General features: G+C 65.0%; 19 protein-coding genes. 13 read left to right on the forward strand and 6 right to left on the reverse strand.

Going from position 1 to position 16590, the window contains the following annotated elements:
• Nucleotides 1–21: 21 nt before the first annotated feature.
• Both E4S61_RS13925 and E4S61_RS13930 read right to left on the reverse strand, forming a co-directional pair.
• Nucleotides 22–1167 carry a pyridoxal phosphate-dependent aminotransferase gene (locus E4S61_RS13925; protein ID WP_135304531.1) on the reverse strand — a complete coding sequence of 382 codons (1146 nt, stop codon included), beginning with the start codon at nucleotides 1165–1167 and terminating at the stop codon, nucleotides 22–24.
• Nucleotides 1164–1658 carry an Lrp/AsnC family transcriptional regulator gene (locus E4S61_RS13930; RefSeq protein ID WP_135304532.1) on the reverse strand — a complete coding sequence of 165 codons (495 nt, stop codon included), beginning with the start codon at nucleotides 1656–1658 and terminating at the stop codon, nucleotides 1164–1166. The genes E4S61_RS13925 and E4S61_RS13930 overlap by 4 nt, the downstream gene beginning before the upstream one ends.
• Nucleotides 1659–1776: 118 nt before the next feature.
• Between E4S61_RS13930 and E4S61_RS13935 the strand changes: the two genes are divergently transcribed.
• The 6 genes from E4S61_RS13935 to dhaM all read left to right on the forward strand — a co-directional run bounded on the left by E4S61_RS13935 (nucleotide 1777) and on the right by dhaM (nucleotide 6332).
• The gene (locus E4S61_RS13935; protein ID WP_135304533.1) at nucleotides 1777–2109 is read left to right on the forward strand and encodes a hypothetical protein; all 333 of its coding nucleotides are present in this window, start codon (nucleotides 1777–1779) and stop codon (nucleotides 2107–2109) included.
• 54 nt (nucleotides 2110–2163) lie between these two features.
• Nucleotides 2164–3456 (forward strand): MFS transporter, encoded by a 1293-nt coding sequence (locus tag E4S61_RS13940; protein ID WP_209309491.1) that lies wholly within the window; start codon nucleotides 2164–2166, stop codon nucleotides 3454–3456.
• Between the two features lie 128 nt (nucleotides 3457–3584).
• The gene (locus tag E4S61_RS13945) at nucleotides 3585–4175 is read left to right on the forward strand and encodes a thioredoxin family protein (RefSeq protein WP_135304534.1); all 591 of its coding nucleotides are present in this window, start codon (nucleotides 3585–3587) and stop codon (nucleotides 4173–4175) included.
• Nucleotides 4176–4252: 77 nt separating this feature from the next.
• Entirely contained in the window at nucleotides 4253–5251 is a 999-nt protein-coding gene (gene dhaK, locus E4S61_RS13950; RefSeq protein ID WP_135304535.1) for a dihydroxyacetone kinase subunit DhaK, read from the forward strand.
• Complete coding sequence (dhaL, locus tag E4S61_RS13955; RefSeq protein ID WP_135304536.1) at nucleotides 5248–5952, forward strand: dihydroxyacetone kinase subunit DhaL; 705 nt, start codon at nucleotides 5248–5250, stop codon at nucleotides 5950–5952. The genes dhaK and dhaL overlap by 4 nt, the downstream gene beginning before the upstream one ends.
• The gene (gene dhaM, locus E4S61_RS13960) at nucleotides 5952–6332 is read left to right on the forward strand and encodes a dihydroxyacetone kinase phosphoryl donor subunit DhaM (protein WP_135304537.1); all 381 of its coding nucleotides are present in this window, start codon (nucleotides 5952–5954) and stop codon (nucleotides 6330–6332) included. The genes dhaL and dhaM overlap by 1 nt, the downstream gene beginning before the upstream one ends.
• Before the next feature lie 6 nt (nucleotides 6333–6338).
• Here the strand turns inward: dhaM and E4S61_RS13965 are convergent, their stop codons facing one another.
• The 3 genes from E4S61_RS13965 to E4S61_RS13975 are packed head-to-tail and all read right to left on the reverse strand — an operon-like array spanning nucleotide 6339 to nucleotide 8845.
• Nucleotides 6339–6779, reverse strand: coding sequence for a pyridoxamine 5'-phosphate oxidase family protein (locus E4S61_RS13965; protein ID WP_135304538.1), 441 nt, complete (start codon nucleotides 6777–6779; stop codon nucleotides 6339–6341).
• Nucleotides 6780–6812: 33 nt separating this feature from the next.
• The gene (ptsP, locus tag E4S61_RS13970; protein ID WP_135304539.1) at nucleotides 6813–8510 is read right to left on the reverse strand and encodes a phosphoenolpyruvate--protein phosphotransferase; all 1698 of its coding nucleotides are present in this window, start codon (nucleotides 8508–8510) and stop codon (nucleotides 6813–6815) included.
• Nucleotides 8507–8845, reverse strand: a complete 339-nt coding sequence (locus tag E4S61_RS13975) for an HPr family phosphocarrier protein (RefSeq protein WP_135304540.1) — start codon at nucleotides 8843–8845, stop codon at nucleotides 8507–8509. Before E4S61_RS13975 ends, ptsP begins: the two co-directional genes overlap by 4 nt.
• A 79-nt stretch (nucleotides 8846–8924) precedes the next feature.
• Between E4S61_RS13975 and E4S61_RS13980 the strand changes: the two genes are divergently transcribed.
• The 5 genes from E4S61_RS13980 to E4S61_RS14000 all read left to right on the forward strand — a co-directional run bounded on the left by E4S61_RS13980 (nucleotide 8925) and on the right by E4S61_RS14000 (nucleotide 13447).
• The gene (locus tag E4S61_RS13980; RefSeq protein ID WP_135304541.1) at nucleotides 8925–9875 is read left to right on the forward strand and encodes a mechanosensitive ion channel family protein; all 951 of its coding nucleotides are present in this window, start codon (nucleotides 8925–8927) and stop codon (nucleotides 9873–9875) included.
• 44 nt (nucleotides 9876–9919) lie between these two features.
• On the forward strand, nucleotides 9920–10588 hold the full coding sequence (locus E4S61_RS13985) for an O-methyltransferase (protein WP_135304542.1): 669 nt from the start codon (nucleotides 9920–9922) through the stop codon (nucleotides 10586–10588).
• 66 nt (nucleotides 10589–10654) lie between these two features.
• Complete coding sequence (locus tag E4S61_RS13990; RefSeq protein WP_135304543.1) at nucleotides 10655–11038, forward strand: hypothetical protein; 384 nt, start codon at nucleotides 10655–10657, stop codon at nucleotides 11036–11038.
• A gap of 80 nt (nucleotides 11039–11118) precedes the next feature.
• Nucleotides 11119–11721: a chemotaxis protein CheC gene (locus tag E4S61_RS13995; protein WP_135304544.1), complete on the forward strand. Its 603-nt coding sequence runs from the start codon at nucleotides 11119–11121 to the stop codon at nucleotides 11719–11721.
• Between the two features lie 73 nt (nucleotides 11722–11794).
• Nucleotides 11795–13447, forward strand: a complete 1653-nt coding sequence (locus E4S61_RS14000) for a long-chain fatty acid--CoA ligase (protein ID WP_135304545.1) — start codon at nucleotides 11795–11797, stop codon at nucleotides 13445–13447.
• Nucleotides 13448–13467: 20 nt separating this feature from the next.
• Here the strand turns inward: E4S61_RS14000 and E4S61_RS14005 are convergent, their stop codons facing one another.
• Entirely contained in the window at nucleotides 13468–14244 is a 777-nt protein-coding gene (locus tag E4S61_RS14005) for a hypothetical protein (protein ID WP_135304546.1), read from the reverse strand.
• Nucleotides 14245–14371: 127 nt separating this feature from the next.
• Here E4S61_RS14005 and E4S61_RS14010 point away from each other — a divergent pair, with 127 nt between their 5' ends.
• Nucleotides 14372–15526, forward strand: coding sequence for an acyl-CoA dehydrogenase family protein (locus E4S61_RS14010; protein WP_135304547.1), 1155 nt, complete (start codon nucleotides 14372–14374; stop codon nucleotides 15524–15526).
• 92 nt (nucleotides 15527–15618) lie between these two features.
• Nucleotides 15619–16407 carry an N-acyl homoserine lactonase family protein gene (locus tag E4S61_RS14015; RefSeq protein ID WP_135304548.1) on the forward strand — a complete coding sequence of 263 codons (789 nt, stop codon included), beginning with the start codon at nucleotides 15619–15621 and terminating at the stop codon, nucleotides 16405–16407.
• The last annotated feature ends 183 nt before the right edge of the window (nucleotides 16408–16590 follow it).

A 16590-nucleotide genomic window follows, 5' to 3' on the forward strand; every position in this document is an offset into this window, starting at 1 on the left:
AGACCTCGGTATCGAGCGCGGTTACTGGACGAAATCGGAGATCCGCGTCATCGCCTCTTTCAAGTCCTCCAGCCCCGTCGCGTAGGAGATGCGGAGGTGGCCGGCACCGCCCTCACCGAAGGCCGTTCCCGGGACGACAGCGACGCTCTTCGACTGGAGCAACGCCTCGGCGAACTCACTGGCGTCGTCCCACGGACATTCGGGGAACGCGTAGAACGCACCGGCGGCGGGGAAACAAGAGAGGCCCATCTCCTCGAACTGCGAGAGGACGTACTTCCGGCGGCGGTCGTACTGCGTGGCCATGTCGGTGACTTCCTCACGGCAGTTGTCCAGTGCCTCGATGGCCGCGTGCTGCGCGGTCGTCGGGGCCGACAGCATCGTGTACTGATGGACCCGGTTCATCGCCGTGATGGCCTCCGACGGACCCATCGCGTAGCCGAGGCGGAACCCGGTCATCGCGAAGGCCTTCGAGAAGCCGTTGAAGACGACGGTCCGTTCGCGCATCCCCGGCAGCGTGGCGATGGAAGTGTGGTCGTGTTCGTAGGTCAGGTCGGCGTAAATCTCGTCGGCGAACACCACGAGGTCGTTCTCGCGACAGAAGGATGCCACCTCGACCAGTTCGTCGCCGGTCATCGTCGCGCCCGTCGGGTTGTTCGGGTAGCAATAGACCAGCGCGTCGGCTTCTGCGGCCCCGGACTCCTCTAAGACCTCGCGAGTGAGTTTGAACTCGTCTTCGACGCGCGTCGGAACGTCGATGACGTCGACGCCGGCGAACGTCGCGCCGGGGACGTAGGAGACGTAACACGGCTGGACGACGGCGAGGCTATCGCCGGGGTCGAGGAGCGCGCGAAACGCCAGATCCAGCGCTTCGCTCGCGCCGGCGGTCACCAGAATCTCGTCTTCGGCGTCGTACGAGAGGTCGTGGACATCTGACTCGTAGCGGGCGATGCGCTCGCGCAACTCTCGCTTCCCCCGGTTGGCCGTGTAGGAAGTCTGCCCGCGTTCGAGCGAGGTGATCGCGGCCTCGCGGGCGGCCCACGGCGCGGAGAAGTCGGGCTCGCCGACGCCCAGCGAGATGATGTCGTCCATCTCCTCGGCCAGCTCGAAGAACCGCCGGATACCCGATGGCGGCACCGCGTCGACGCGGTCGGCGGGTTCGAACGTCATGGGGAGACAGAGAGCCGGTCGTCATCGTCGTGGTCGTCGAACGTCATCCCCTGTTCCTTGTAGGACTCCATGATGTAGTGAGTGACCGTCTGGGTTATCTCGGGGATCGGCGCGATCTTGTCGCTGATGAAATGGGAGACTTCCCGCATGGAGTCGCCCTCGACTGCGAGGTCGAAGTCGTAGTCGCCGCTGACGAGGCGGAGCGACGTGACCTCGGGGAAGCGGGCGATACGGTCGGCGATGTCGCCGTAGTTGGTCTCACGGTCCAGCGCGACGTTGAGTTCGACGACCGCCCGGACTCGCTCTTCGTCCGTCTCGACGGCACCCCAGTCGACGACGGCCTGATAGCCACAGATGACGCCGGCTGCCTCGAACTCCTCGATGATCGACTCGACTTCGCTCTCGGAGAAGTCCGTAAGGTGGGCTAAGTCCTCCGTGGTGTAGCGGGCGTTCTCCCGTAACAGGTCAAGAATCTCTCGGCGACTGCTCATACTGTGGAGGCGGACGGTGGCGGACAAAAGCCTTGCTCAATGGTGAGACAGTGTGACGCACCGCTGTCGAGTGAAACCGTCGCGAGCTTTATTGCAGTGGGATGCCTCGGCCCGGCTAATGTTCGAGGACGCCGCCCGAGACGAGGAGCCTACTGCTGGGTGGAGCACCATCGCTAGCTACGACGGCGCACCCGCCGTCATCGACACGCTGCTTCGACTCGACCCCGAAGAACGGTACACCAAGACGGAACTGAGCGAGGAAGCCGGCGTCGCGCTGAAGACGCTGTATCTCGACGGGACGCTCGACCACCTCGCCGCGATGGGCATCCTGGAGAAAGAGGAGACCGAGGGCGAGGAAACGCTGTTCGCCGTCGCGGCCGACAGCGAGGTGTACGGCGCGGCGGCGGCGTTCGACGACGCCGTCAAGGAGCGATTGACGACTGAAAAGTGACTGAGGCGGGGGAACCGCGACGCTCTTTGCGCTAGCCCGTGACACGACGGTACAGTGGTCTCTGATGCGCAGTCCCGACTCGTCGTCGGTCTGGTTGGCGGCTCACACCTCGTGAACCACGCCTACTTCATGTTGCTGCCGCCGATTTTCGGGCCGTTGCAGTCAGACCTCGGGCTCACCGACGCCCAGTTGGGTATCGCACTCGGGACCGTTGGCGTCGTCGTGACGGCGCTTCAGTTGCCGTTCGGGTCGCTCTCGGATTCGCGAAGTCGGACGTCGGTATTGGCTATCTCGCTGACCTTCGGCGCAATCGGGGCGGTTCTCACGGCGACGGCACAGAGCTACGCGTGGCTGTTGGCCGCCAGTGTCGTCACTGGCGTCGGTATCGCGGGCCACCACCCGGCGCACTACCCACTCATCGGTGCGGCGACGACGGCAGACACCCGCGGGCGGGCCTACAGCGTCCACGGATTCACCGGGGCGCTCGGGCTCGCCACACCGCCGGCCCTCGTGGCGACGGCCAGCACGCTCGGGCTGGACTGGCGTGTCGCCATTGGCGCTATCGCCGCCGTCGGGGCCGTCTACGGCGTCGTGTGTCTGCTGGCGTTCGACCGACTCGTGCGCGAAGACATCACGCATCCGTCGAGCCCCGGTGGTGAGACGGCAACCGCTGGCGCTGACGGCGACACCGAAACCGCTGCCGACGCGACCGACGCGTCGCTGGCGACGCGGATTCGACGCGAACTTCGGACAGTCGTTTCCTCACCGCCCATCGTCGCGCTCACCGTCCTCTGGTTCGTCTCGTCGATGGCCGGGTGGGGCATCAAGCAGTACACAGCGGCGCTGCTCTCTTCGGGCTACTCGATTCCTGACGCCACCGCGAACTTCGCCGTCTCGGCGATGCTCGTCACCGGCGCGGTACTCATCTTCGCGGGCGGGTGGCTCACCGACCGCTACTCGCCGGGACCGGTACTCGTCGGCGGCTACGCGGCGCTGGTCGTCGTCGCCGGGACGCTCGCGCTCGGCACGCTCCCCGTCGTCGGCGCGCTGGCGCTGGTCCTCGTCCTCTCGGCCACCGTCGACGGAAGCAGACCGGCCCGCGCGTCACTCGCCGACGCCTTCTCGACCGACGACTCGGCGGGGAAGAACTTCGGCCTCCTCACTATCGGCATCTCCGGCGGGGCCGCCGTCGCGCCGCCGGTGCTGGCCGTCCTCGTCTCGCGGGCCGGCGTCGCGGCAGCGTTTTGGGCCGTCGCGGGCATCGGCGTCCTCGCTATGGCGCTGACGGCTGTCGTGTTGGCTGTCGGTGGCCGCCAAGCGCTCGGCACCGCACAACCCGGCGACTGATACGGACTGCTGTCGCTATTTTTCGAACCGACCACACGGCGTCGTGCGGTCGGTCCGGCACCGAACTACAGTAGTCCGTATGACGCGTCCGTGCGCTTTTGCCGTCCCGCGACGTACCGCCAGCTACAATGGTTTCGATGGACTCAGAGTCCGACGTTCTGCAGCGCGGAGACGCCGCACCGTCGTTCGAACTGCCGGGTGCCGACGGCGAGACGTACGCGCTATCGGACTTCGCCGACTACGACGCCTTGCTCGTCGTGTTCACCTGTAATCACTGCCCGTACGCGAAGGCCAAGATAGACGAACTGAACCGTCTCGCCGCGGAGTACGACGACCTCGCCGTCGTGGGCATCAACTCCAACGACGAGGAGGAGTACCCCGACGACTCCTTCGAGCGGATGCAGGAACTGGTAACGTCCGGTGACGTCGCCTACGACGCCTACCTCCGCGACGCGGACCAGACTGTCGCGGCGGCCTACGGCGCGCGCTGTACGCCGGACCCGTTCCTCTTCGACAACGATGACGAGACGTTCCGACTGGCCTACCACGGACGCATCGACGACGCACCAAATCCCGACGACGACCCGACCGAACGAGAGATGGCCGGACACGTCGAGACGCTACTGTCCGGCGGGGAGATCAACGCCACCGAGAAGCCCTCGCGGGGCTGTTCCATCAAGTGGAAGGGCGGTAACGAGCCGGACTACTGGAACGCGTAGGCGGAGATAATTTTGGCCGTCTCGACGTATCACTCGCTCAACTTTATCAGGGAGTGAGCCCTCTGTCAACACGACTCATGAAGAAACTCATCAACGACCCGGGCGACGTGGTCGACGAGATGCTCGACGGGATGGTCGCGGCCTATCCCGACCGAGTCCGTCGGCTGCCGGATACGAACGTATTGGTACGCTCTGACGCGCCGGTTAACGGAAAAGTCGGCATCGTCAGCGGCGGCGGGAGCGGCCACGAGCCGACACATGCGGGCTACATCGGTGACGGGATGCTCGACGGGGCGGCGGCGGGTGAAGTGTTCACTTCGCCGACGGCCGACGAACTAGAGCATCTGGTCGACGTGGCCGACAGCGGCGAGGGGGTGCTGATGGTCGTCAAGAACTACGAGGGCGACGTGATGAACTTCGAGACGGCTGGCGAGATGGTCGAAATGGAAGGCGGCAACGTGGCAGAAGTCGTCGTCGACGACGACGTGGCCGTCGAGGACTCGCTGTACACCTCGGGGCGACGGGGCGTCTGTGGGACCATCCTCGTCCACAAGGCGGCAGGCGCGAAAGCCGCCGAAGGCGCGGAGTTAGACGAAGTCCAGCGGGTCGCCCAGAAGGTGGTCGACAACGTCGGCACGATGGGGATGGCGCTCACATCCTGTGTGACGCCGGAGAAGGGCGAACCGACGTTCGATTTAGGCGAGGACGAGATCGAGTTGGGCATCGGCATCCACGGCGAACCGGGCGTCGAGCGCACCGACATGATGGACGCCGACGCTATCACCGAGGAACTGACCGCGTCGGTCCTCGAAGATTTGGACCTCGACTCGGGGCAGGAAGTCGTCACCATCGTCAACGGGATGGGCGGGACGCCGATGATGGAACTGTTCGTCGTCAACCGCAAGCTACAGGAACTGCTCGACGGCCACGACTTAGAGACGTGGGACGCGTGGGTCGGCGACTACATGACGTCGCTGGATATGGAAGGGTGTTCCATCACCGTCTGTGCCGTCGACGACGAGCTGAAGGATTTACTCGGCGCGCCGGCCGACACCCCGGCGCTGACCGTGAAATGAGCGACGAGGGACAGGCGGTCGTCGCGGCCGTGGAAGCGGTCGCCGAGCGCCTCGAAGCCGAGCGGAGCTACCTCACCGAACTCGACTCGGCCATCGGCGACGCCGACCACGGCGGGAACATGGCTCGCGGCTGGAACGCCGCCGCCGAGGAAGTCGCGGGGCTCAACGACCCGGACCCGGCGACGGTGGTCAAGACCACCGGGAAGACGCTCATGTCCGAAGTCGGCGGCGCGTCCGGACCGCTCTACGGCGGTTCGCTCGTCTTTGCCAGCGCCGAATTCGAAGACGGTATCACCGCCGAGAGCGCGGTGGCGTTCGCCGAGACCTACTTAGAGAAGGTGCAGGACCGCGGCGACGCGAAGGTGGGCGATAAGACGATGGTCGATGCGCTGGTGCCGGCAGTTCACACGTTCAAGAAGTCCGTCGAGACGGACGACCTTCCGCCGGTCGAGGCGCTGGCGAAGGCCGTGGCGGCGGCCAAACGCGGCGTCGACTTCACCGTTCCCATCCGCGCATCGAAGGGACGGGCATCGTATCTCGGCTGGCGCTCCGTCGGCCATCAGGACCCCGGCGCGACGAGCACGCTGTACATCATGGAGGAACTGTTGTCGGTCGCACAGGAGCAACTGGGCGTCGAGGAACCGGCCGTCGACGCCGCGTCGCCGACAGTGCCGGACGGCGAGGAGGCCACGGAGGATTGATGGTCGGTCTCGTCGTCGTCTCGCACAGTCGGAAGGCCGCTGAGGGCATCGCCGAAGTCGCGACAGAGATGGGTGGCGACACCCGCATCGAACCCGTCGGCGGCGACGGGCAGGGCGGCATCGGCACCGTCCCGGACGACATCGAGGACGCGCTGTCCGCGGTCGACAATGGCGACGGCGTCGTCGTCCTCGTGGACCTCGGGAGCGCCGTGATGAACGCCGACGTTGCCATCGAGATGAGCGACGCAGACGCGGTCATCGCGGACGCGCCGGTGCTCGAAGGCGCGGTCAACGCCGCCGTCGCCGCGACGAGTCCGAAAGCGACACGCGATTCGGTCCGCGAACAGGCCGAGGCCGCCCGCGACATCGACAAACTCTGAGGGCCACTATCGCCCTTCGTGGCCTTCGACGATGCCGCTGAGCTGCGTGATTTGGAGGCGGACGATGTTGAACTCCAGGTCTTCGACGGGTCTGTCGTGGACCTCGTAATACGGGATGTCGAGCGCTTTCGTGGCCTCCTCGATGGCAGAGTCGACGTTGTCTCCGGTCAGCACTTCGAGGGTCCCTTCAGCGACGACGCTGGTCCACCCCTCGTCGGTCTGGTCGTAGACGACGAACGTGACATGGTCCGCGGCATCGAGGAACTTTCGCTTCTGACTGCCGGGGCCGTAGCCCATCCGGAAGTAGATGCTCGAATCGTCGTCGCGGTAGGTGAACGACAGCGGCACGCCGTAGCTGTCGTCGTTGTGTCCGAGACACAACACGCCGGTTCGCTGGTCCCTGAGGAAGTCGGCTATCTCGATGGCGTCCATGTCGGTGCGAGCCATACGTAGTCGTAGGACGCCGAGACAAATATAGGATTAGTAAGATTTTCGCTCGCTCAGTACGGACTGGACGGCCGCCCGCGTCTCGCAGGCCAGCGCCTCGTCTGCGAGGACACGCGCTGTCTCGGTGTCGATGTCTCGGACACGCTGTTTGACCGCCGGAACGGTCACGGCGCTCATCGAGAGTTCGTCCAGTTCGAGGCCGACGAGTAACTGCGTCAGATCGGGGTCGCCCGCCATCTCGCCGCACATCCCGACCCATGCGCCGCCGTCGTGACCGGCTCGCACCGTCCGGTCGATGGCCCGGAGGACTGCGGGATGAAGCGGATCGTGAAGGTCGGCGACAGCGTCGTTCTCGCGGTCGGCGGCCATCACGTACTGCGTGAGGTCGTTCGTCCCGATAGAGAGGAAGTCGAGTCGCTCGGCCAGCGACTCGGCCATATTCGTCGCAGCGGGTGTCTCGACCATCGCGCCGAGGTCGGGGATTGCGTGGGCGACCCCGTCGCGTTCGAGACCGGCGGCGACGTGCTTGACCCGCTCCAGCACGTCTTCGACCTCTTCGACGCGAGCGACCATCGGCACCATCACGGCGAGGTCTTCGCCGCCGTCGGTCGCCGCCGCGCGGAGCAGCGCCCGCAACTGCGTCTCGAAAAGGTCGGCGTGGGTCGATAGCGAGAGGCGAACGCCGCGGCGACCGAGGAACGGGTTCGGTTCGCTGGGCAGGTCGAGATACGGGACCTGCTTGTCGCCGCCCACGTCCAGCGTCCGAACGACGACGCGGTTCTCGGGGAACGCGTCGAGCGCCGCCGTGACGGCCTCGAACTGCTCGCCCTCGTCGGGAGCGGCATCCCGGTCGAGAAAGAGAAACTCCGTGCGAAAGAGACCGATACCGTCCGCGCCGCGGGCGACTGCGGGGTCGAGTTCGGCGGGCCGGCCGACGTTTGCGGCGACCTCGATTTCGCGACCGTCGGCGGTCGAGACGCGCTCGGTCACGACCGGGGCGTCGAGTCCCGAAGCGGATTCGCGGCGCTGGTCGTCCGGGTCGAGGACAACCTCGCCTGCCTCCCCATCTACGAGGACCATCGCACCCTCGGCGACGTCCAGCAGTCCTTCGCCGACGCCGACGACGGCGGGAATTGCCAGCGAGCGGGCGATGATGGCCGCGTGCGACGTGCGACCGCCGGTAACGGTGGCGATGCCCGCGACCGCCTCGGGGTCCAGTTCGGCGGTGTCGCTGGGAGTCAGGCGTTCGGCAAGCAGGACCGTTCCGTCGGGGAGCGAGCCGAGGTCGGCCGTCTCGACGTCCAGCAGTTCGCGCAGGAGGCGGTCGCGCACGTCTCGCAGGTCGTCCGCGCGTTCGGCCATCCGGCCCTCCATTCTCTCGAACTGCGAGACGGCGTCGCCGTAGGCGTCCGAGACGGCGTGTTCGGCGGTCGTTCCGTGGTCGATAGCATCTTCGACGTCGCCGACCAGTTGTGGGTCGTCGAGGAACTGCTCGTGGGCGTCGAAGACGGCGGCCTCGTCCTCGCCGACGCGCTCTGCGGCCCGATCACGGGCCCGTCGGATGGCCCCGCGGGCCGCGTCGCGGGCGTCCTCGAATCGCTCTCGCTGGTTGGCCGTATCGACCGTCTCCGGGTCCGGCCGGTCAGGGAGTTCGAGGCTGTCCGGGCGGAACCAGCGTGCGGTGCCGACGCCGGCGAGCGGCGTGCTCCCGGTTCCGGTGAGCGTCGTCACGGGCCGCCCTCCGCGTCTTCCGTTTCGGTCTCGTGGTCCTCCGCGCCCTCCGTCGAGCCGTCCTCCTCCTCGACTGGCGTCGTCAGCACCGCTTCGAGGGCGTCGAGTGCCGCTTCCGCGTCGTCGCCCTCCGCGACGAGCACAACCTCGTCGCCCTGCTGCGCGTTCAGTCCGGTGACCGCGAGCATGCTGTTGGCGGCTACCAACTCCTCGTCGTCGGCACCCGCGTGGCCGATCTGCACCGTCGCGTCGTATGCGTTGGCGGTCTGTACGAGCTTCGAGGCGGGACGGGCGTGGAGTCCCGCTTCCGGGACGATTTCGACAGTTCGATCCATGCCGAATCATGGGTCGGGACAACCATCACCGTGTGGGGTACTCACAATGGTTTAGTGGTCGCCTCACATCGACCACGGTGTGAGCCGTCCAGTCGGGTATCTGTCGCTCGTGTTCGCGTTCGTCTGTGCCGGTGGGGTCGCACTCGTCCAGCGAGTGACCATCGAGGGGTCAGTGCAGGGAGTCGCCGTCTGGTTCCTCCTCGTCAAGTCTCTCTCCCTGCTCGCCGTCGCGTTCGCCACCTACGGCTGTTATCGAATCGCCCTCGGCGTCTATGACCAGCGGACGGCGGACAAGCGCCGCCGCCACGACGCGAAGAACCTCTTTCGCCTCAGTTTCGGCGTGGCCGGGACCGTCGCCGCCCTCGGCGTCCTCACCGAACAGTGGGTCGGCCTCCTGTTCTCGCTCGGCGTCGTCGGGTTCGCGGTGACCTTTGCGCTCCAGCAACCGCTGTTCTCGCTCATCGGGTGGCTCTACATCATGGTCAAGCGACCCTACCAGGTGGGCGACCGTGTCGCCATCGAGGACTCGAAGGGCGACGTCGTGGCAGTCTCCTTTCTCGTGACGACGCTGTGGGAGATAAACGGCGACCTCGTCTCCTCGAACCAGCCCTCGGGCCGCAGCATCACGCTCCCCAATAGCGTCGTCCTCTCCTCGCACGTCAAGAACTACACCCGCGAGGAGTTCCCCTACGTCTGGAACGAACTGACGGTACAGGTGGCCTACGAGACGGACTTCGAGTTCGCCACGGGGACGATGCGAACCGTCGCCGACGACTATCTCGGCGACGAGATGGCCGCCCGTATCGAGCGCTACCGTGAGCGACTCGCAGAGACGCCAGTGGAACTCGAAGTGCAGGACCGACCGACGGTCAACGTCGTTCAGGAGGAGTCGTGGGTCGCCTTCCGCCTGCGCTACCTCGTCCATCCACGGCGGGGACAGCGGGTGCGAAACGAACTGTACCGACGCATCCTCGCCGCGTTCAACGAGCACCCCGACCAGGTGAAGTTCCCGGTCAGCCGGAACCGGTGACCGACGCGGGTGCTTTTTGTCCGCGCCCCTCGACCGCTCGATACATGAGCGAGGACCCGCTGCCCGATGTCACCGAACAGTTCGCCCGGACACTCTCGCCGGACCCAGACGACGTCATCGAAGAGATGGACGACAAGGCCGACCGGGAGGGGTTCCCGACGGTCGGACCCGCCGTCGGCGGGTGGCTACGAATGCTCGCGCGCCTGACCGACGCCGAGCGCGTCTTCGAGTTCGGGTCGGGATTCGGCTATTCGGCGTACTGGATGGCCCCGGCGCTCCCCGAGGACGGCGAAATCGTGCTGACCGAGATCGACGCCGACGAACTCGACGAGGCCCGCGAGTTCCTCTCACGGGGCGACTACGCCGACCGGGCGGCGTTCGAACACGGCGACGCCATCGAAATCGTCAGTGAGTACGACGGCCCCTTCGACGTGGTGCTCATCGACAACGAGAAGGACCGCTACGCCGAGGCGTTCGAGGCAGTCCGCGAGAAGGTGCCCGTCGGTGGCGTCGTCGCCGCGGACAACGCCATCGAGGCCGGCCCGCTTGATTTCGACGACGTTCGGGCGTTGCTCGATGGCGAGGACGTAGACGCCAACGAGATGAGTCGCGGCATCGCCGCGTACCTCGAACGCGTTCGGGACGACCCCGACTTCGAGACCGGACTCCTCCCCCTCGGTGAGGGCGTCGCCGTCAGCGTCCGCATTGCGTGAGTGCGCTCAGCCCGAGGTGCCTGCCAGAAGAACGAAAGGGGGCGGCGACGAACTCGGAAGCGAACGATGACTCCCGACGATACGACCGCGAACGAAGTTGCCATCAACGAGGCAAGAATCGACCACGCGGCCGAGACGGTTGGCGTCGACCGAGGAGCGCTGGCGGACGCGCTCGTCGTCTTCCATCCCGAGTTACTCGGGCGACACTCCGAGTTCGAGAGCGAACCGTACGTCACCGTCGACGGGACGCGAGCCTACCGAGTTTCGGAGTCTGCCGTCGATGAGTTGCTCGCCGATTTCGACTTCGGCGAGGAGGTCACGGCAGCGGTCAAACTCGCACACACCGAACAGGCTGAGCTGCTCTTTGCCGACGCCGTCCAGGGCGACGACGACTTCGACACCGACGAGTGCGGCCTCGTCGTCGGCATCGATACCGCCGAACAGTTCTAGAGCGCCCGATTCTCGCCTGCGAAAATGGGGGTGCATAGCTTATGTGGGAGGGCCGGCAAGTCGGGTCCGACTGACTACGCATGAGTCTGATGATAGATATCCGGAAACTCGGCCTGTTCAACCAGATGGCCAAGGAGGGGGGAAACACCGTGGCCGACCACCTGAGCCAGATGACGGGGATGGAGACGGAGATGGAGATCACGAAGATCAACTTCATCGACATCCCGGACATCAAGACCCACATCGGCGACGAGAAGCAGATCGGCATCAGCATCGAGATGGTCGAGAAACCCCACGGCTACATCCTCTTTCTGTTCAACGCTCGGAGCGCGAAGGACCTCGCACAGGGCATGATCGGCGACATGGGCGAGACGAACCCCGACGGCGAGGGCTTTACCGACATGGAGCGCTCTGCCATTCAGGAGATTGGCAACATCATGACCAGCGGATTCATCGACGGGTGGGCGAACGTGCTGGATACGACCATCGACATCTCGACGCCGAACTTTACGTTCGGGCCGGGCAGCGGGATGGTCGACAAACTGGTCGGCGACCGCGGTAACGAGATGGCGCTGATGTTCGACTCGCGGGTCCACGCACTGGACTCGGACATCAACGTGAAGGTCTATACGTTCCCGGAGCTCGAAGAACTCGTCAGTCTCATGCAACAAATAGAGGTTTGAGCCAGGCGGAAACTGTAGTTCCTTCACGATTAATTCAAATAGCCTCTTGTAGGGTGGGCACTAGTCACAAGGTATGCCGGGAGGTTCACCCCAGACGCTTCGACCGTTCCTGTGGCGTGCGGCCCAACTGTACCCGGAGACCGAAGTCGTCTCCCGCACCCACGAAGGAATTACTCGATACGATTACGGCACCTACGCCGACCGGGTAGCCCAACTCGCCAACGCCCTCGATGCGGCGGGGTACGGCGACGGCGAGCGCCTCGGGACCTTCTGCTGGAACCACCATCGGCACTTCGAGACGTACTTCGGCGTCCCAGGGGTAGGCGCACAACTCCACACGATCAACCCCTTACTACCCGATAAACACGTCCAGTACATCGTCGAGAACGCACAGGACCAGACCATCTTCGTCGACCAGTCGCTCCTCCCGAAACTGGAGGGCGCGGTCGCGGACGACCCCGACCCGTTCGATGCCGTCGAGCGGTTCGTGGTCATGGGCGAGTCGGTGCCTGAGACTGACCTCGACGCCGTCGCCTACGACTCGTTCATCGAGGGCCACTCGACGACATACGACTGGCCCGAACTAGAGGAAGAGCGGCCCGCTGGCCTCTGTTATACGTCGGGAACGACCGGCCGACCGAAGGGTGTCGAGTACACCCAGCAGATGCTCTGGTCACACACGATGGCGCTCCAGACACCACAGGGCCTCCCGCTGGCCGAGGACGACGTGGTGATGCCCGTCGTCCCGATGTTCCACGTCAACGCGTGGGGTCTGCCGTTCTCCGCGACGGCGGGCGGGGCAAAACACGTCTACCCCGGCCCGCAACCGGAACCCGCGGACCTCGCTCACCTCATCGAGTCGGAGGGCGTCACCATCACCGCGGGCGTCCCAACAGTGTGGCTGGGGCTGATGGACTACGTCAAGGAGAACGACGTGGACCTCTCGCAGTTAGAGCGCCTCGTCGTCGGCGGGAGCGCCGCGCCGGAGGCGATGATTCGCTTCTTCGACGACCACGACGTCGAACTCACCCACGCGTGGGGGATGACCGAGACGGCCCCGGTCGGCGCTGTCTCGCATCTCAAGCACAGCCTCGAAGACGCCGACTACGAGACGCAACTGGAAAAGCGCTCGAAACAGGGACTCATCGTCCCCGGCCTGGAGTTCGAAGTCGTAGACGACGAGGGCGAGGCGGTCCCCCACGACGGCGAGGCCTACGGCGAACTCCTCGTCCGCGGGCCGTGGGTGACGACGGAGTACTTCGCCCGTCCGGAAGCGACCGAACACGAGTTCACCGACGGCTATCTCAAGACCGGCGACGTGGTCTCGGTCGACGAAGACGGCTATATCAAGATCGTCGACCGCTCGAAAGATGTCATCAAGAGCGGCGGCGAGTGGATCTCCTCACAGGAACTGGAGAACGAACTGATGGCCCACGAGAACGTCTCGGAGGCGGCGGTCATCGGCGTTCCCCACGAGCGCTGGCAGGAACGACCGCTCGCGCTCGTCGTCCCGACCGAGGATGCCGACACCGACTCGTTGGCCGAGGAACTGCGCGAACACGTCCTCGACTCGTATCCGAAGTGGTGGGTCCCCGACAGCGTCGTCGTCATCGACGAAGTGCCGAAGACGGCGACCGGCAAGTTCGACAAACAGACGCTCCGGGAGGAGTACGGCGATAAATCGATGGTCGAGGGCCGCGTCCCGGAAGACGCGGCACCCGAGTAGCCGTCCCCGAGTGACCGTCGTTACTGGACGCCCGCGACGAGCGAGCGAGTCTCCGTTCGGTACGCCTCGGGTTGGAGCCCGAGATCGATATCGACCGAGACGCTGATACCCGCACTCAGGTCGTTCTCGATGGTCTGCTTGAAGTTCTCCGCGGGGTGTGCCCCGCCGGAGATGAGGACGTAGTCCCCGTGATGCCACACCGCGAGGAAGGCGTCGATGGCGATGTCTTTCGGTGGCACCTCGACGCTCTGACCCTCGCTCACGTCGAAGCTGATACCCTCGAAGGGAAAGACTGCGGAGAGATTCACCGTTTCGGCCGTTTCGCCGGTGTCGACGTCAATGGTGCCTGTGCCGGCCTCCTCGATGTTCGTCAGTCCCTGGTTTTCCATCTGCTGTTCGAACTGCTCGCGGGCGTTGGCCTGCACCTGATCGACGATTTCGGCCTGCCCGACACCCGCCGGGAGGTTGTCGAGGTTCGGACTGAAGTCGACCCGGGACGCGAAAAATATCGATAGCGCGGTGTCAACCTGCCCGAGCGTGCGCTCGCTGACGCTCTTCCTGAGCGCGGCGTCCTGAAACTGGAGCGTGTGCTGGACCGCTTCGAGCGTCACCGGCCCGTAGCTCTCGTCTAGGACCGTTCCGCTGTCGTCTCCGGTCTCTTCCCAGCCAGCAGCGTCGAGGCGCTTTTCCGGGACGACGGGTCGCGGTGTCTCCGCGGCCGCCAAGAAGGATGAACAGCCACTCAGTGTGGCAGCGCCGACGCCTAATCCCGCTGTGAGGTAGTCACGACGATTCATACGCTTCGGTTGGTGGTATCTCAGAAAAACGTACTGTTCTAATTATCAGAGTTTTCGAGAAAACAACTCGTCCGGTGTTTTTGCGAGTTTCACGAGGTATATGTTGTCACAATTCATCATTGCCTTCATGGAGTTACTGTCTGAGTATCCCGTGCCCGAACGTGCCCACGAGGTCAAACAGGAGGCCCGTGAGTTCGCCCAAGAGCATATCGCGCCCAACGCCGCCGAGTACTACGCTTCCGGAGAGTATCCGTGGGAGATTCTCGAAGCGGGGATGGACGCGAACCTCGTTGCACAGGACCTCGGCGAGGAACTGGGCGGGCGCGGCCTGGACTTACACCAGGTGCTCGCCATCGCAGAGGAGTTCTATCGGGCCGACGCCGGTATCGCGCTCACACTGCAACTGGCGAGTTTCGGCGCGGAGATCGTCGAAGAACACGGAAGCGAGGACCAGCACGAGGAGTACCTCCGTCCGGTCGCCGAAAACGAGCAGATCACCGGCCTCGCCGTCTCCGAACCGCAGACTGGCAGCGACCTCGCCGGGATGACTACCAGCGCCGAGAAAGACGGCGACGAGTGGGTCCTGAACGGGGAGAAGTACTGGGTCGGCAACGCCGTCGAGGCCGACTGGCTCACCGTCTATGCCAAGACCGGCGACGACCCGAACAACCGGTACGGCAACTTCTCGATGTTCATCGTCCCGACGGACACCGACGGCTACGACGCCGAGCACATCCCCGAGAAGATGGGCTTCCGTGCCTCCAAACAGGGTCACATCGTCTTCGACGACTGCCGCATCCCCGAGGAGAACCTCGTCGGCGTCGAGGGCGCTGGCTTCTACATGCTCGCGGAGTTCTTCAACCACGGGCGCGTCATCGTCGCCGGACATGGCCTCGGGATGGCTGCGGCGGCCATCGAGGAGGCCTGGGAGTTCGTCCACGACCGCGAGGCGTTCGGGAAGACGGTCGACGAGTTCCAGGCGGTCCAGCACAAACTCGCCGACATGCAGATGGCTTTCCAGTCCGCTCGGTCGCTCACGTGGGACGCCGCGGACCGCGTCGCAAATCAGGAGAACGCGGGCTACTGGGCGGCCCTCGCTAAAACGAAGGCGACCGAGGCCGCGACCGACTGCGCCGAGAAGGGGATGCAACTTCACGGCGGTCGGTCGGTCCTGACCGAGAACCGCATCGCCCGCGTCTATCGAGACGTTCGCATCCCGGTCATCTACGAGGGAGCGAACGACATCCAGCGCAACCTCATCTACCGACAGGCCCCGCAGTAGACCCGAGCGTTCTCTCCGCTCGGAGCGGCCCCAGCTAACCATGCGAACTACCCGCACGCCGCGCTTTTCTCGTCAGCCGACCTACACTGCGCATGGACGACCTCACTGTCACGTTCGTCGACCGCGGGCGCGTGAAAGCCGACCGGAACTTCGTCGTCGACGGGCACAGCGTCGCGACGGCGTCGAACCGGGAGCCGACCCACGACTACGAGACGTACGTCGTCTGGAACCTCGTGATCGAAACGCCCGAACTGACGATTCTCTGGGACACTGGCTCCCATCCGGACGCCGGCGACGGCTACTGGCCTGACCCGCTGTACGAGGCGTTCGCTCATGTCGACGCGGCCGACCACCCCCTCGAAACAGACCTCGAAGCCGCCGGCTACAGGCTCGACGACATCGACGCCGTGGTGATGAGCCACCTCCACCTCGACCACGCCGGCGGTCTCTATGCCTTCGAGGGTACCGATGTGCCGATATACGTCCACCGCGAGGAACTCCCTTTCGCGTACTTCAGCGCGAACACGGACGAGGGGTCTATCGCGTACCTCCAGCGCGACTTCGACCGAGACCTGAACTGGCAGGTCGTCCACGGCGACGAGTATCATCTCGCTCCCGGCGTCGAGCTGCTTCATTTGCCCGGACACACGCCGGGACTGCTCGGTGCGCTCGTCGATCGACCGGATTCACCGCTGTTAGTGGTCGGCGACGAAGCCTATGTCGAAACCAACTACGAGGGACAGCCGATGGCGACCAGTCTCCTCTGGAACAATGGCGCGTGGAAGGAGAGCCTGGAGCGCTGTCGGGACGTCCAGCGAGAGACTGACGCCGAAATTATACTGGGTCACGACCTCACTGTCTTCGAACGGTTGACAGACTAATCGCCCGACTCGGTCGTAAGTCTTCAGCGGTAGCACCGCTCGACGGCCGCTATGCGAAGAGTAAGCACACCCCACTCTTAAAATCGTTAAATCAGGAGCCCTCGGGCTATTGATAACAATTAATGGACCCTAATATAGTGGAAAATCTTTAGTCGTGGCCCCCCAATCTCCCGGTACGGCACC

This window comes from Haloarcula amylovorans (assembly GCF_004681185.1).
Taxonomy (GTDB): domain Archaea; phylum Halobacteriota; class Halobacteria; order Halobacteriales; family Haloarculaceae; genus Haloarcula; species Haloarcula amylovorans.

Coding starts and splice junctions, on each gene's coding strand:
- E4S61_RS13925 (WP_135304531.1), bottom strand. CDS start 1,167: ATGACGTTCGAACCCGCCGACCGCGTCGACGCGGTGCCGCCATCGGGT.
- E4S61_RS13930 (WP_135304532.1), bottom strand. CDS start 1,658: ATGAGCAGTCGCCGAGAGATTCTTGACCTGTTACGGGAGAACGCCCGC.
- E4S61_RS13935 (WP_135304533.1), top strand. CDS start 1,777: ATGTTCGAGGACGCCGCCCGAGACGAGGAGCCTACTGCTGGGTGGAGC.
- E4S61_RS13945 (WP_135304534.1), top strand. CDS start 3,585: ATGGTTTCGATGGACTCAGAGTCCGACGTTCTGCAGCGCGGAGACGCC.
- dhaK (WP_135304535.1), top strand. CDS start 4,253: ATGAAGAAACTCATCAACGACCCGGGCGACGTGGTCGACGAGATGCTC.
- dhaL (WP_135304536.1), top strand. CDS start 5,248: ATGAGCGACGAGGGACAGGCGGTCGTCGCGGCCGTGGAAGCGGTCGCC.
- dhaM (WP_135304537.1), top strand. CDS start 5,952: ATGGTCGGTCTCGTCGTCGTCTCGCACAGTCGGAAGGCCGCTGAGGGC.
- E4S61_RS13965 (WP_135304538.1), bottom strand. CDS start 6,779: ATGGCTCGCACCGACATGGACGCCATCGAGATAGCCGACTTCCTCAGG.
- E4S61_RS13975 (WP_135304540.1), bottom strand. CDS start 8,845: ATGGATCGAACTGTCGAAATCGTCCCGGAAGCGGGACTCCACGCCCGT.
- E4S61_RS13985 (WP_135304542.1), top strand. CDS start 9,920: ATGAGCGAGGACCCGCTGCCCGATGTCACCGAACAGTTCGCCCGGACA.
- E4S61_RS13990 (WP_135304543.1), top strand. CDS start 10,655: ATGACTCCCGACGATACGACCGCGAACGAAGTTGCCATCAACGAGGCA.
- E4S61_RS13995 (WP_135304544.1), top strand. CDS start 11,119: ATGAGTCTGATGATAGATATCCGGAAACTCGGCCTGTTCAACCAGATG.
- E4S61_RS14000 (WP_135304545.1), top strand. CDS start 11,795: ATGCCGGGAGGTTCACCCCAGACGCTTCGACCGTTCCTGTGGCGTGCG.
- E4S61_RS14005 (WP_135304546.1), bottom strand. CDS start 14,244: ATGAATCGTCGTGACTACCTCACAGCGGGATTAGGCGTCGGCGCTGCC.
- E4S61_RS14010 (WP_135304547.1), top strand. CDS start 14,372: ATGGAGTTACTGTCTGAGTATCCCGTGCCCGAACGTGCCCACGAGGTC.
- E4S61_RS14015 (WP_135304548.1), top strand. CDS start 15,619: ATGGACGACCTCACTGTCACGTTCGTCGACCGCGGGCGCGTGAAAGCC.